General features: G+C 43.3%; 12 protein-coding genes. 7 read left to right on the top strand and 5 right to left on the bottom strand.

The features are described 5' to 3' along the window. The first annotated feature begins 93 nt into the window (after window positions 1-93). On the top strand, window positions 94-546 hold the full coding sequence (locus tag DRB05_RS19875) for a hypothetical protein (RefSeq protein ID WP_128728458.1): 453 nt from the start codon (window positions 94-96) through the stop codon (window positions 544-546). Between the two features lie 20 nt (window positions 547-566). Here DRB05_RS19875 and DRB05_RS19870 read toward each other — a convergent pair whose 3' ends face one another. Together DRB05_RS19870 and DRB05_RS19865 are read right to left on the bottom strand one after the other, a co-directional pair. Continuing rightward, a complete protein-coding gene (locus DRB05_RS19870; RefSeq protein WP_128728457.1) occupies window positions 567-1184 on the bottom strand; it encodes a hypothetical protein in 618 nt (205 codons plus the stop codon). A 168-nt stretch (window positions 1185-1352) separates the two neighbouring features. After that, window positions 1353-3053, bottom strand: a complete 1701-nt coding sequence (locus tag DRB05_RS19865) for a Zn-dependent hydrolase (RefSeq protein ID WP_128728456.1) — start codon at window positions 3051-3053, stop codon at window positions 1353-1355. Window positions 3054-3447: 394 nt separating this feature from the next. Here DRB05_RS19865 and DRB05_RS19860 point away from each other — a divergent pair, with 394 nt between their 5' ends. Next, window positions 3448-4287 (top strand): HDOD domain-containing protein, encoded by an 840-nt coding sequence (locus tag DRB05_RS19860; RefSeq protein WP_128728455.1) that lies wholly within the window; start codon window positions 3448-3450, stop codon window positions 4285-4287. Between the two features lie 50 nt (window positions 4288-4337). Here DRB05_RS19860 and DRB05_RS19855 read toward each other — a convergent pair whose 3' ends face one another. From DRB05_RS19855 to DRB05_RS19845, 3 genes are all read right to left on the bottom strand, one after another. After that, entirely contained in the window at window positions 4338-5210 is an 873-nt protein-coding gene (locus DRB05_RS19855; RefSeq protein WP_240036279.1) for an EamA family transporter, read from the bottom strand. Window positions 5211-5583: 373 nt separating this feature from the next. Then, complete coding sequence (gene rdgC / locus DRB05_RS19850) at window positions 5584-6498, bottom strand: recombination-associated protein RdgC (protein WP_128728453.1); 915 nt, start codon at window positions 6496-6498, stop codon at window positions 5584-5586. Window positions 6499-6646: 148 nt separating this feature from the next. Further along, a complete protein-coding gene (locus DRB05_RS19845; RefSeq protein WP_128728452.1) occupies window positions 6647-8407 on the bottom strand; it encodes a HAMP domain-containing sensor histidine kinase in 1761 nt (586 codons plus the stop codon). Window positions 8408-8596: 189 nt separating this feature from the next. Here DRB05_RS19845 and DRB05_RS19840 point away from each other — a divergent pair, with 189 nt between their 5' ends. The 5 genes from DRB05_RS19840 (at window position 8597) to glyA (ending at window position 15358) form a co-directional block, all read left to right on the top strand. Further along, complete coding sequence (locus DRB05_RS19840; RefSeq protein ID WP_128728451.1) at window positions 8597-8962, top strand: response regulator; 366 nt, start codon at window positions 8597-8599, stop codon at window positions 8960-8962. A gap of 240 nt (window positions 8963-9202) precedes the next feature. Continuing rightward, the gene (gene thrA, locus DRB05_RS19835) at window positions 9203-11617 is read left to right on the top strand and encodes a bifunctional aspartate kinase/homoserine dehydrogenase I (RefSeq protein ID WP_128728906.1); all 2415 of its coding nucleotides are present in this window, start codon (window positions 9203-9205) and stop codon (window positions 11615-11617) included. A gap of 5 nt (window positions 11618-11622) precedes the next feature. Continuing rightward, window positions 11623-12561 carry a homoserine kinase gene (gene thrB / locus DRB05_RS19830; protein WP_128728450.1) on the top strand — a complete coding sequence of 313 codons (939 nt, stop codon included), beginning with the start codon at window positions 11623-11625 and terminating at the stop codon, window positions 12559-12561. Beyond that, window positions 12561-13844 (top strand): threonine synthase, encoded by a 1284-nt coding sequence (thrC, locus tag DRB05_RS19825; protein WP_128728449.1) that lies wholly within the window; start codon window positions 12561-12563, stop codon window positions 13842-13844. The genes thrB and thrC overlap by 1 nt, the downstream gene beginning before the upstream one ends. A 257-nt stretch (window positions 13845-14101) precedes the next feature. After that, window positions 14102-15358, top strand: coding sequence for a serine hydroxymethyltransferase (gene glyA / locus DRB05_RS19820; protein ID WP_010372111.1), 1257 nt, complete (start codon window positions 14102-14104; stop codon window positions 15356-15358). Window positions 15359-15424: the final 66 nt, after the last annotated feature.

Here is a 15424-nt window from a genome sequence, read left to right as displayed (position 1 = left end):
TGTAAAAGGGATTTGAAAGGTGTTCCATAATAGCTTTACCTCTCTTTTCCAGCTCAAGCCAAATAAGAATAACTTCTAAAACAAAGGAATATTATGAAAGTTACTAATCTATTTAAATCAATTGTGCTTGCTTCTTTGGTTGGCGCTTCAGCTATGTCTTATGCTCTCGCGGGAGGTGAGTTGAGCTCGCAGCAAGGCGTCGTGATAAGCGCAGAAAATATGGAGGTGGGTGAGCAGGGTGTTAATCGAGGGCGCTGTGAGACTTATAAGTACACCAGATATAAGAGCGCTAAAGTGGGCCAAGAAGTTACCCTAACTCGCTTTTCTAGCGCTAGTATTAGCTGCAACTCTTACTTCTTCACCATAGAGAAAAACTATGACGGCCATGATATGGAGCTAATTTTATATCGTGATAGCAAAATAATTGACCGAGGCACGCATATTGGTAGATATCTACCTCGTGGTAACTATCGCTTAGCGTTAATGAATAATGGCGGTGGTACAGGCACTCGTGGTGGTGTACGTTACGAATACCGAGAGAATTAATTCAATATTACGCAGGCTACTTAAGCCTGCGTATCAATTAGTTGAGTTTCTTGGCTTTTTAAAAAGCTGATTGCTTTTTCTTGATATTCTTTAATAAAAGATTCGGAAGTGATGAGCGCTACAGTTTCTTGTTGCTCTTGAGCATACCCTAATACACCATGAAAAGAGCGGTAGTTCTCTTCTTCCATATTTCTGGCTTCATCTACTGACTGCCCATAAAATTGTGAAATGTTGATTTTTTCGTCAGGCTTTATTCCTTGCTTCTCATAATTTACACCTTCCAAAGAGCCCTTAACAGACATCACATCATGCCAAAATGTATCACGTAAACTTCCCGTATTACCACTAGCACGTTCTATATCAAACTCTAAGGTTCGAATCGCATCAACAACATCGTAAAATTCATTGAGGGACATATTGTCAAAATCAAAACCTTCTGGGTTTAATAGTGCATTGTAAGGTGAACTATTGGGAATATCACCAGTGTAGGCTGCAATAGCATTTGACTTGTCTGATGGTTGTTGTACTTCATCCCCCTTAGGGGTAGCAGCTTCTGACGCTGCTTTCACTTGTGTAGCAGCAGGCTTTGCGGGTGCCATAGTCAGTGATGCAGAATGGATGCGAAAGTTCATTGTCATAAAAACTCCTTTTTGTTTTAACACAATGTTTGTTTTCTATCGGCCTTGTTCCTAGTTTACTTTAGGTGATGTCGCGATTTTTATTTAACTTGCAGTGTAATGGGGTAAGTCATGCCATAGGCGTTTAGCTTGCGCTTCAGTCACTATGGCATGGTGCGCTTGTTAGTACTAGAGTCCTAGCACCTGCTTACCTTGCTTAAAGGTAACATCAACAGGAATGTTCGCTTTAGAAAGCTTATCTAGGTCTTTTTGTAGTTCTGCTTTGATATCGCCGTGCGTGGCGATCAGTTGATCGACTTTTTGATAGTCGCCGTCACCTTGTAGCGTTAGGATAAGGTTAGACAGTTTCTCCATCGCTGCGCCCATCTTCTCCATATTCACTTGATATAGACCGTCCGTGTTTTTAGAAAATGCGCCTTCTTCTTTAAAGAAGTTAAAGCGGATCATGTTCGCTTTACCATGTGCACTGGATGCGCCAAAACGTACTGAGCGGAAGATACCAGCCATAAAGGTGATGTAATAATCCTCAAGCGTACCTTCGGTGATCTCGCCTTTTTTAAGTAGTTGCTCAACCATGTATAGGCCTAGAATATCGGCTTTACCTTCTTCAAGTGCACTGGCGTGTTCTTGCAGTGATTGGCGCACAGTACCTTTACCTGTAATGGTATTCTTAATACCTAGTCCATGGGCGACTTCATGGAACATGGTATTAGCAAAGAAAGCATCAAAGGTGATGTGCTTACGTTGCTCCTGGACGATAAGTTGATCAGCGATCGGTACTAAGATCTTATCGAATTTTGCGCGCATAGCGTTTTTAAGCTGTAGGCGACGCGTGCCTTTTTGGAGTTGCACCTCTTCGTCATTTGGCAGGTTAATCGCAATGGTTTTACTACCAGCGTTTGAGTGGCCTGCATAATAAATGACGTCATATGCGTTTAGGTCGGCATCAGAGCCTGGCACTTCTTGCTTGTATTTATCATCAACTGGCAAGCCAGTTTGTAGCTCAGGTAAAAAAGCGGCAAACTTAGCGAGACGCTCACTCCACGCCAAGTCCTTAACTAGAACGTAAGATTCAAAAGCGGCGCGATAGCCAAATAGCTGGTCTTCATAGGTTTCAATTGGGCCAATCACCACATCAATCGGGTTATTCTTCATGTCCATCCAAGCAAAGTCAGACGCTTGGTAGCTATTATTGACTAATGCATCTGCGCGCAAGTTTAAGTAATTTGCAAACTCTTTGTCTTGTGCCAGTTTACTTGCTTGGCGTAATAGCGCTGCGGCTTTATCCAACTCTGCTTTATATGCGGATGAGTAAGAAGTGCTGTATAGCTTGCCGTTTTCATCGCGGCGGATAAGAGAATAAAGTCCTGATTTATCTTTTACATCGGCGTTATTTAGCTCATCTTTGGTGATGTCGCTTGGGTAAAACTCCGCGCCCAGTGCTTTTTCTTCAAAGCCAGAAAGAAAAACTTGGTCGCCATTTAAACGATCCCAAGGCCCATAGTTAATGTCCGCGAATTGGCGTACTTTTTCGTCTGAGATTTTGCTTAGGAATGTTGCTTTGTCTTCGCCGAACGCTTGTTGCCAAAATAAATCATCCATAATAGCCGAAGCGTCGATGAGTAAAGCTAGCATCTTTTTCTGATTATCGCTTAGGTGACTTAAGTCTGTTTCTAGCGTTACTGGGGTATAAATATCTAGCCGCTCTTGAGATGCATTAACCAGCTTATAGCCTGATTGCTTGGCATCTTTTTGTACTTGTTTAGTTTGTGAGCTAGGTTTTTCAGAAGAAGTGGATGGCTCAGAGCAGCCTGTTAGGGTGAGACCTGTTGCAAGCGCGATTGCAACTGAAATCATAGAGTGTTTCATAATGCTCCCTTGTTGTCTTAATTATGTGGCGATCACCTTACACGATTTTGTATCACTGTGCTTAGTTAACTTAGATTGGTATGTGGTACGCAAGCTGCAGTTAACATGAAAGATCATCATTTGTGCCCATTTTGGGGTCTTTTTCGGTATTTTTGCGGTAAAGCGTGCCGCAAAGTACGGTATACCCTGAATTCTAACTTGCTAATTATTGATGGTATATAAATAAAATATTATTTTCCTAGATTTTCTTAACTTTATCCGAAAGTTAGACAATACTTACGTCATAGATACTAAAAATCAGCAGTGTGACCACCAGCAAGCGCAGTGCCTACTTTTGCTATAAACTTACGTTTGCAGTCGGGTCTTTTATTCAGTTATTAAGGGATTTGGTTTCATGTCTACAGAAAATGCTTTGCTCACGATTCTAACTGATAGGATCAATAACGACACCTTGGTATTGCCGACATTACCTGAAATTGCAGTGCGTGTTAGGCAAGCGGCAGATGATCCTGAAATTAACCTGATGCAGATGGCTGACGTTATTTCTCATGACCCAGCTCTTGCTGCGCGTATGATAAAAGTTGCCAACAGCGCTTTTATGGGCCGTTCGGTGAAGGTGAATACCCTAAACCAAGCGGTAACCCGGATCGGTCTTAGACAAATCAAGAATATTGCTACTGCAATGGCAATGGAGCAGTTATTTGTTTCTAATAACAAACTCATCAAAACATACATGGACAAAGCTTGGCAGAAAACGTTAAAAGTCGCTTGCCAAGCGATAACGACAATGGACTTTTATCTCCGTGTCAATAAGCACACTTCGCTCAACAGAGATACAATCACGTTGGCCTCTTTGGTGTTCAATATCGGTGTTTTACCTATTTTGACAGAGGCTGAACGCCACCCAGAAGTGTTTGCCAACCCAAGCTTTTTAGCCCATGCCATCCAAAAATTAGGCGGTAAGATAGGTGGAGCAATAATGCGTGAGTGGGAATTCACCGACGAGTTTGTCGAGGTCGCAGAAAGCTGGGCAAATCCTAATTATCGGCCTGAACATGTTTGTTATGTCGACTTTATTCGTGTGGGTGCAATCGTAGAAGGTATTTTACAGGTGTCTGATAAGTCCGCAGCATTAAAACAGTATGAAGAAAAGGGGGTTATTAAGGAGGTGAACATGTTTGCCGATGATACTTATTTAAGTGTACTCGAAGACGTCAAAACAATGTTTGCTTAGTGCCTTTTGCTTCCTTTGAATACAAAGACCTCTGTTGAGGTCTTTGGCGTTTAGGGCAAAACCTCGGCTCGGGGCTTTCTAAATATTTTGCTTATCCGAGCACCTGTAACTGAAATCGTTAAGCCACATAAAATAAAACCAGCCCCAATAACTTCCATTAGCATCAACTGCTCATTAAGTAATAAGGCTGAACCTATAATGCCGACAATAGGGATTAATAAAGCAAAAGGCGTTACTGCTGCGGCCTTGTGATTTTTAAGTAGCCAACCCCATATTGCGAATGCAATCAGTGTCGAGATATAACCCACATAGGCAATGGATAACCAAGACTGTGTTGTGGTGTTCAGTAGTAAGGTCAATGGAGAGTCAGTTTCAATAAAATAAGACAGTGTAAAAAGTGGCAATGGCGGCACAAGGCTTACCCAAACAATAAAATGGAGTAAATTAACGCTTTTCAGGCGCTTCATAATGAGGTTTGAAAATGACCAAAATAATGCCGCGAACAGAATGAGCACCGCGCCCAATATCGTCGTTGACCCAGACGAGTTGATAAAAAACAAACTAAAGCCAAACGTTGCGATGCTGATCCCCACCATTTGAAAGCGATTCATGGTTTCCTTTAACAACAAAACACTTAGCAAAATCGTGAAAATGACTTGGGCTTGTAGCAGCAAAGAAGCAATGCCAGCTGACGCATTTGATTCCATCGCAATAAACAGCAAGCTAAACTTAAGCACACCTAAAAATAGCCCAACACTGAGTACGTTCCATACCGACGTTTTAGGAAAAGGAATAAAGAATACTGCAGGGATCGCGACTACCAAAAAACGCAAGCCTGAGAATAAAATAGGAGGCAACTCTGCTAGGCCAAATTTAATGACCGAAAAGTTAAGCCCCCAAATTATCACTACTATTAAAGCCAATGAAATGCTTTTTACATTCACGCGCGTCAAACTCCGTTTAATTGTACTTATTACTGCTTCGGGTATCGGACTATTGATGTAAATTGTCTTCGATGCCTGAAATTCAGGTTAGCAAAGCGTTACTGCCAAAGCCAGGCTCCTATCATGCCATTGAAGAGTAAATAAAGCGCTACAAATGCGTTGGTTAGTGCAAATAAAGTGGCGAGCCAGTAACTATACGTTTGCACTTGAGTGCGTGCAGTCCGTTCGCTATTGGCACAAAGTAACCTTGTGAAGATAGAGTATTGAGCTGGATAAAGAAAAATTGATAGCTATATCCGCTATCAATTTTTCGTATCAAAAGCTCAACAAGCTCTGGATGATGACTCTAAGATTAAGACTCTAGGCTTTCGTCGTCACCAAGGCCTTTGGTTAGATCTTCTAACAACTCTTTGATTTCTTCCGAGACCAAAATAAAGTCAGCATCAAGTTTAACGGCTAGATCTTCTTTCGGAATATCCGCATTCTGGTCCTTAAGTGCTTCTGCATAGCTTAAACGCTTTAACGTACCATCGTTTTGTAAAACGAATTTCACGCGCTCACGCCAATCTAACGCGAGTTTAGTCACACGCTTACCGTTTTCTAGGTGCGTTTTGATTTCATCTGATGAAAGGTCATGTTGTTTTAACTTGACTTGAGCACCGTTGTCGTCTGGCTCTTGCAACTCAGCGTCGGTGCCTATTGCAAAGCCTTCAGGTGCACTAAACTCGGTGAGCCAGTGTGTTAGCTGTAAGTCTAAATCATAGTTTGCAAACGCAGGTACAACAGGAAGCGTGCCCAGAGATTTACGCAGTAGTGCAAGTAGTTCTTCCGCTTTATTGAAACTAGCACTATTTACAATAACCCAACCTGATTTTTGGTCGATAAAAGCAAATTGTAGGCTCGATTTTTTGAACGCTTGAGGTAATAAAGTCGCTAGGATATTTTCTTTAATATCGTCTTTTTCTTTTTTCTTTACTGGACGATTTTCTTGCTGCTCTATTTGCTCAATTTTTTCGGCGACCATTTCATTGACTACGGCTGCAGGAAGCACCTTTTCTTCGCGCTTAGCACAAACTAAGATACTGTCTTGTGAGAAATGTGAAAGCATTTGGCCATGTTTGCCAAAAGCTTTAGTCCAGCCAAAAGTGGTCATGTCTTGACTACCACAAGGACGAAAAATATCCTGTTCGAGTGCTTTTTCGAAATCTTCTTGTGCGTAAGTTACATCTTGTTTGAATTTGTAGCAGATTAAGTTACTGAACCACATAGAAATATGCCCGTCTGGAATAAAATTGCGGTCATCATAGCAAAAAGGTCACAGCTTGTATTCCACTAGATGATGTTTGGTGGTGGGGAAGGTATCTTGCGCCAATACGCCACTTTGCAGCTTGGCGTATTGGACGCTTGTCGTGTGGTTAGCTAAACATTGCCATTGGCTTTTGTAAGTCTTTTGGGAAGCTGATGTAGTAGGTGAGACCCTTGCCTTCTTCACTATTTACTTCGATATCCCCATTCAAGGTTTGTTTTACGAGGTTTAGGGTAATATGGGTACCAAGCCCACTGCCACCTTGATCGCGTTTGGTCGTAAAGAAGGGGTCAAACAACCGGTCTAGTTGGGCCTTACTTACGCCCTTACCGTTGTCTTTGTAGACGATATTTACCATACCATTGTCTTCTTTAATTTTAATATCTATTTGGCCTTGCTCTTGATTTTCAAAACCATGGATCAAAGAATTCATGATCAGGTTCGTGAATATTTGACTAATTGCTCCCGCTGGTAAGTTTAGTGTCATGTTTTCAGGGCATTCAATATTCACTTGATGATGAGTTTTCTTCAATTTTGGGTGTAATGAGCGGATCACTTCACCGAGGTATTGTTTAAAGTTAATGGTACGAATCGCTTCACTGGCCTGATCGACTGCAATTTGTTTAAAACTCGCCACGAGTTCTGAGGCGCGGTCTAAATTGGTGGTAAGTAGGCTAGCACTTTGCTTTGCTTCACTAATGAATTCTTCTAACGCTTTTGGTGATAAGGTTTTTCCGTTGTACGCCGCTTCAAGCTGATCTAAGCGCTCCTGCAAGAACGACGTCGCAGTCACGCCAATACCAACAGGAGTATTAATATCGTGCGTAATACCGGCAACAAGGCCGCCGAGTGCCGCCATTTTTTCAGAGCCCACTAAGCGCTCTTGTGCCATATTCAGCTCATCTACGTATTTCTCAAGCTCTTTTTGTTTTGTTAGTAGCTCTTCTTCTGTTTGTTTTCTTAAATCAATTTCTTCTGTGAGCGTTAACTTCTGCTTTTCTAATTCATACTTTTGTTGCTGGAGATCCATCATCGCTTGGCTAAGGTTTGAGGTCTTCCGTGCGACCTCTTGCTCCAACTGAATATTATGTTGATCAAGCTTTTCATTGCTGATCAGCAGCTCCTTTTGAGTTTGATCGAGTTTTTTCCGATATTCAGAGACCTTGTCAATCAGCTTATTAAACGCCTCTTCCATGATCTTAAGCTCGTTGCGCTCTTTGGTTCCGATATCAATCTTATGACCATCAACGTTGTCGACTTCAAAATCTTCTATTTGCTCGGTGAGATCGGTTAGCGGTTCAGTAAGTAGCTTTCTAAAGGCAATTAAAAATAGAATGATCAAGAACGTTGTCTTTATCATTGCATTGCCTATCAAAAAGTAAATTGAGATCATGATGCGACTAAAGACGACCTCTCGACTAGAGAATAGTGTCACGTCACCGACTTGCGTTGCGCGTCCCGAGAATTCAAAAATCAACGGAAAGGTGTAACCAAACAAACCGGATGGCGTATCTTCAATTATTGCTTCTTCTTGAACAAGCTGCTGACTGTAAAGTTCGTGAATATCTAACGAGCGACCGAGTTGTGAAATAATTTCCCCACTGTCATCACGTACAATAATCCCTTCGATCATAGGGATCGCGAGCAAGCCTTCTGCTGTAGTAACAGTTTGCTTTGTATTAAGTTCCCAAATAGCGCGGGTCAAGCTTCGGCTAAAGGTTTTTTGCAGCATGGTAAGTTCATTACGAATATAGTCTTTGGTATTGACGTATTCAGCAATGATTTGACCACATGTGACGACAAAGGTTAGAAGGAAGTAAACCGACAGCACATTGGTGAGCAATTTTTTTGAGAGGCTTTTTTGCAGCATGAATTAAGCTGAGCTCCTACGGTAAGTTCATCGCCTTTGAATAATCTGCTTTTAAAGTTAGCCAATAAATGGTTAAAAATAAATAATTATCTTCATTAAATATGCTTTTTAGCGCCTTACCTAGGAAAGTTTAATATGTTATAAGATAGTTGTGTCCATTGAGATTAATAGTACAAGACTGACCACCTTATGAGTTATTCCGTCTTAGTTTGCGATGATTCGGCTGTCGCCCGTAAACAAGTCATTAAAAACTTACAGAGCAAATTAGAGCTGACCTTACATCAAGCACAGAATGGTCAGCAGGCGATTGATTTGCTGAAAACTCAGCAAATAGATTTATTGTGCCTCGACTTAACCATGCCAATACTTGATGGAATTGCTGTGCTAGAAGCAATAAAAGCCAATCGAATTGAATGTTATGTTGTGGTTATTTCGGCAGATATTCAAGCCAAGATGAAAAAAAGAGTAGAAGATTTGGGAGCATTAGGGTTTTTAGAAAAGCCTGTTCAAGCTGAGCAGCTGTTGGGATTACTGCACCAGTTTGGTATCCGGTAGCTTATCTATGCAAATTATAAATGTCACTATTAAAAATTTGCATAATCTATTTTGCTCTTTCGTATTGACAGCGCGGCTAAACATCAGGCACTCTAAAATTATGAAAACGAATATTATCACTACGACCATTATTACAACCACCATCCTGACGGGATAGTGGCATAGGTCGGTGCGAGTTTGAAAAAGGCCTGTGTTCACTACGAACACAGGCCTTTTTTGTTTTTGGAATGAGGAAAAATGATGAGAGTACTAAAGTTTGGAGGGTCTTCCCTCAAAGATTTTGCCTGTTTACAAAGAGTCAGAGAGCTAGTTAAAAATCATGGTCAGCAGCAAGCGCTTATCGTGCTGTCGGCTCCAGGTGGCATGACAGATCAGCTCGTTGAGCTTGCTGATTTGGCTGGGCGAGGAGAAGCGTTTGACTCCCAATGGCAGTCATTTATATCCCGTAGCCAAGGCTTGTACGATGAAGTGCAAGCGGTGTATGGTGGTGTTGTAGGCTGGCCTGACTTTGAATTACTTAAGAATAAACTAGATGGGGCTAAGTTATTGGGGCATTGCCCAGATCAAGCAAGAGCCTATGTTATTAGCTTTGGTGAACGCATTAGCGTTGCGCTGATGGACACAATGCTGCAATCAGATTCAGTGGCGCTCAGTGCCGACGCTTGTGTAAAAACGCAGGGCGGGTATCTTGATGCTGAAGTTGATCTTAAGCTAAGTAAATTATGTTTTGCAGAGTTGGTGCGTGCCCAAGCGTCACGTTTTTATATCATGGCGGGCTTTACTGGAAGCAATGAAGCGGGTGAGCTAACAACACTGGGCCGTAATGGTTCTGACTACTCAGCGGCTGTCGCTGCTGCGTGTCTTGAAGCCGAAATCTGCCAAATCTGGACTGACGTCGATGGTGTCTACAGTGCAGATCCTCGCCTGATAAAGAAAGCGACTAAGGTCGACGTGTTATCTTATAAAGAAGCCATGGAGCTATCTTATTTTGGCGCTAAAGTGCTGCACCCAAAAACCATTTTACCTTGCGCCAAAGCCGATGTGCCGTGTGAAATTAAAAATACTCATGACCCAGAAGTACCAGGTTCACTGATTTGTGCTCAAGGCGGTGGCGAGGCTCCAGTAAAAGCGCTTTCGAGCCTTGATAAACTGGCTATGTTGACCGTGGCAGGGCCTGGAATGAAAGGCAAGGTTGGTATGGCTGCCCGGGTATTTTCCGCACTGGCAGCAGATAACGTATCTATCGTCCTTATTACGCAATCGTCTTGTGAATTCAGCATCAGTTTCTGTGTTCATGAGCAAGACTTAACACTCGCGCTGGCAGCGCTTGAGCAGGCATTTGAGCTTGAAACGCAAGCCGGCTTGATCGACCCAATTGAAGTGCAACGCAACCTTGCTATCGTGACTTTGGTCGGCGACAACATGAAAGCGCACAAAGGTCTTGCGGCCAAATTCTTTGCTTCACTTGCACAAGCTCAGGTGAATATCGTTGCCATCGCGCAGGACTCAACGGAGAGTTCTATTTCGGCGGTGGTTGACGGTGAACTTTGCCAAGATGCAGTAAAAGTGTGCCACGAGAACTTCTTCACGCACGTACCGTCCATCGATGTTTTCTTAATTGGCTGCGGTCTAGTGGGTCAAGAATTAATGAAGCAGTTTCATAAGCAGCAAGCATGGCTTGAAAAACGCAATATACGCTTGAATCTTTATGGCATTGCAAACTCAAGTAAGTGTTACTTAGACCCAGACGGCGTACCGTTTGATAACTGGGAGCTGGCGCTTGAGAAAGCGGAGTCTGGCTTTGATTTACAACAGGTTAGCCAGTTTGTGAGACAAAATCATTTAATTAACCCTGTGATTGTCGATTGTAGTGCAGCTCAGTTCGTTGCCGATGGCTATTTAGATTTTCTTAATGCGGGCTTTCATGTCGTTGCGGCTAACAAAAAAGCTAACACTGGCAGCTATGAGTATTATCAATCACTGCAGCAAGCTGCACTAGCTAAGCGCCGTCACTTTCTATACGAAACTAACGTTGGCGCCGGACTCCCTGTATTAGACAACCTTAAACTGCTGTTTGGCGCAGGAGATGAACTGCTTTCATTCAGTGGCATTTTATCTGGCTCGCTATCGTATATCTTTGGCGTATTGTCGGACGGTTTATCGCTATCCGAAGCGACAGAGAAAGCCAAACAAAGCGGTTTTACAGAGCCAGATCCGCGTGATGACTTATCTGGTACGGATGTCGCGCGTAAGCTGCTTATCATAGCCCGTGAATCGGGGCTGCCGTTGGAACTCAGTGATATTGAAGTTGAATCTGTGTTGCCTGAAGGGTTTGCAGAGGGCGCCAATGTTGATGAATTTATGGCGCAATTACCGCAATTAGACGACGCGTTCGCAGCACGTATTGCTGCGGCAAACGCACAAGGCCAAGTGCTACGTTATGTCGGTTCAATCGTAGACGGTAAATGCCGCGTTGGCATTGAAGCGGTAGATAAAGAGCACGCTCTGTACGATATTCGCGATGGTGAAAACGCACTGGCTATTTTAAGCCAATATTATCAACCAAAGCCTTTTGTGATCAGAGGTTATGGCGCGGGCGCAGAGGTAACCTCTGCAGGCGTATTTGCTGATATCCTAAAAACGCTGTCGAGGTAGGAGTTATGAAAACATTTTATGCACCAGCGTCTATGGGCAATTTTTGTGTTGGCTTTGATGCCCTTGGCGCCGCACTCCAGCCTATTGATGGCAGTTTACTGGGTGATCAGGTCAGCGTTGAAGCCGCAGAGCGTGATACGTTCAATTGTATTGGTCCATACGCTGAAAAGCTCTCCGCCGATCCTAAAGATAATTTGGCGTTTCAGTGCTTACAGCACTTTAAACAGCATGTGGCACCCAACATGCCTGCGGTTGCCATGACCTTGTATAAAGGGCTCCCTGTTGGTTCAGGTCTAGGTTCAAGTGCTTGCTCTGTGGTTGCCGCTTTTGCTGCACTCAATGATTTTGCTAATACACAATTAAGCCAAGAGGCGCTTATTGAGTTGATGGCCGACTTTGAAGCTAAGGTCAGTGGTGGTCGTCACTACGACAACATCACGCCCTGCTACCTTGGTGGGCTACAACTGACAGCAGACTGCATTCCAAGTAAAGCAATCAGCGTTGCGCATAATGAAAGCTGGTTTTATGTTATTGCATACCCTGGCTTTGCGTTGAATACAGCGAAAGCAAGACAAGCACTACCACAGCAGTTTTCTTTGCATGATACGGTGGAATTTGCCCAGCGACTGTCGGGCTTTTGCTTATTGATGCAGTCAGGTCAATTTGACAAAGCACTGTCGATGATGAAAGACAGTATTGCCGAGGAAGCGAGAGCACCACTCATTGCCGGCTTTAACGAAGCTAAAGACGCGCTACCAGCCCTCGGTGCCGAGCTGGTGAGCATTTCAGGGGCTGGGCCTACGCTATTTAGCATTTGTAAGTCTGAGCAACAGGCAAATGCAGTGCAGCAGTGGTTGCAACAAAATTACATTAATGAAGCGGGTTTTAGCCATATTTGCCGATTAGATGCGCAAGGCACAAGAGAATTAAAGGATCAAAAGTAATGAAATTAGTGAATTTAAAAGACGAACATCAGGTTGTTTCATTTGTAGAAGCGGTAAAAATTGGTTTAGGCCGTAACCAAGGGGTCTTTTTTCCTCCTACATTTGAGCGTATTGCGGATGTTGATGCATTACTTGAATTACCTTTTGCTGAGCGTAGTGCCAAGGTACTACATCACCTTATTGGTGATGAACTACCACAAGATACGCTCGATGCGATGGTAAAACGCGCCTTTAATTTCCCGGCTAAGCTAGTAGAAGTTGCTAAGAATCAGCATTGCTTAGAGTTGTTTCATGGTCCAACATTAGCGTTTAAAGACTTTGGCGGCCGCTTTATGGCGGAATGCATTAGCATGTTTAATCAAGGTGAGCGTGTGACTATCCTCACGGCAACAAGTGGTGATACAGGCGCCGCCGTTGCCCATGCATTTTATGAAAAAGAAAATGTCGATGTTGTGATCCTTTATCCTCATGGCAAAATCTCCCTTGCTCAACAAAAGCTGTTTACAACACTTGGGAAAAACATTCATTGTTATGCTGTAGATGGTAGCTTTGATGACTGCCAAGCGATGGTGAAGTCAGCATTTCTTGATGACGAGGTAAAGCAAAAGCTTGGTCTTAATTCGGCAAACTCAATCAATATCAGCCGCTTAGTAGCGCAAGTGTGTTATTACTTTGAAGCACTAGCGCAATTACCTAAGTCTCAGCGTGATAAAGTACATGTTTCAGTACCAAGTGGTAACTTCGGTAACGTCTGTGCAGCGATGATTGCAGCGGCGATTGGATTACCTATTGCCAAGTTAAGTGCCACGACAAACCAAAATGATACAGTGCCCCGTTACATCGCCTCGGGTGAGTGGCAACCAAACGACACTTTGGAGTCACTTTCTAATGCGATGGACGTGAGTAAACCTAATAACTGGCCTCGAGTTGAAATCATGTTGGAAAGAGGGGATTTTAACAAACATGACTTTTATTCACGTTCGGTGTCGGAAGCACGCACTCAAACAGTGATGCAAGAATTACATGATAAAGGTTACTTGGCCGAGCCGCACACTGCGATAGCCTACGAGGGATTAGCGCTGGACTCTCAAGCGGATGAAACCGGGATTTTCCTTGCCACTGCACATCCTGCGAAGTTTAAAGAATCTGTAGAAGGTGTTTTAAATCAGGAGCTTGATATGCCGAAACCGTTGGCCGATGCATTGCAAAAACCATGTTTAGCTGAGCCACTTAGCGCGGATTATGATGCTTTGAAGGCAGCAATGTTAGCAAAACTCAACTAAATCAGAGAGCTTGTCTGGGTGGGTAGAATGCCCATTCAGATAAGGTCAATTTCGAGACTATATTAGCTTTTCAAATGCAACTTAGGTTGTCTTATTTAAAATATTAATGTTTAAATAAAAAAATATCATCGCGATAGGGGTGTGAAATAAATTCAATCCCTGCTTAAATATGCCCATGCTGATTTCATAGGCAAACTGGTTATCTTGTGATGCTAGATTGTCTTTAAAAATACCCTTACGTTTACCTAGGAGAAACCATGTTAGAACGTAACATGAATATTGCAGATTTTGACCCAGAACTATTTGCAGCGATTGAAGCAGAAACTTCACGTCAAGAAGAGCACATCGAGCTTATCGCTTCTGAGAACTACTGTAGCCCACGTGTACTTGAAGCGCAGGGTTCTCAGCTAACAAACAAGTATGCTGAAGGTTACCCAGGTAAGCGTTACTACGGCGGTTGTGAGCACGTTGACGTGGTTGAGCAACTTGCGATTGACCGCGCCAATGCGTTATTTGGTTCGACTTACGCAAACGTTCAGCCTCACGCTGGCTCACAAGCAAACGCGGCGGTATTCCAAGCGTTACTTCAGCCACATGACACTGTACTAGGTATGAGCCTTGCTCACGGTGGTCACTTAACGCACGGTTCACACGTAAACTTCTCTGGTAAAACGTACAATGCTATCCAGTACGGTCTAAACGAAGAAACTGGTGAAATCGATTACGCGCAAGTTGAAGCGTTAGCACTTGAGCACAAGCCAAAAATGATCATCGGCGGTTTCTCTGCATACTCAGGTATCGTTGACTGGGCTAAGTTCCGCGAAATCGCTGACAAAGTAGGCGCTTACCTACTTGTTGATATGGCGCACGTTGCAGGTCTTGTTGCCGCTGGTATCTACCCAAGCCCTGTGCCTCATGCACACGTTGTAACAACAACAACGCACAAAACGCTAGCGGGTCCTCGTGGTGGTCTTATCATCTCTGCTTGTGATGATGAAGAAATCTACAAAAAGCTAAACTCTGCGGTATTCCCAGGTGGCCAAGGTGGTCCTCTATGTCACGTTATCGCTGCAAAAGCGGTTGCGTTCAAAGAAGCACTACAACCAGAGTTCAAGTCATACCAAGAGCAAGTGGTTAAAAATGCACAAGCTATGGTTGCGGTACTTCAGGAGCGTGGTTATAAAGTGGTTTCTGGCAAAACTGAAAACCATCTGTTCCTACTTGACCTGATTGATAAAGACATCACAGGTAAAGATGCGGATGCAGCGCTTGGCCGTGCAAACATCACAGTAAACAAAAACTCTGTACCAAACGACCCACGCTCACCGTTCGTTACTTCTGGTCTGCGTATCGGTTCTCCTGCGATCACTCGCCGTGGCTTTAAAGAAGCTGAGTCGAAAGAGCTTGCTGGCTGGATCTGTGACGTATTAGACAACATCAACGATGAGTCTGTACAGGCACAAGTGAAAGAAAAAGTAAAAGCAATTTGCGCTAAATTACCTGTTTACGCATAATTTCGCTCACAAAAAAGCAGTTTTTTGTTATGATTAAGGCCGCATTCAAGCGGCCTTTTTTGTTTT

The organism is Pseudoalteromonas sp. A757 (assembly GCF_004103285.1).
Classification (GTDB): Bacteria; Pseudomonadota; Gammaproteobacteria; order Enterobacterales; family Alteromonadaceae; genus Pseudoalteromonas; species Pseudoalteromonas galatheae.
This window is presented reverse-complemented; position numbering and strand designations above follow the sequence as displayed.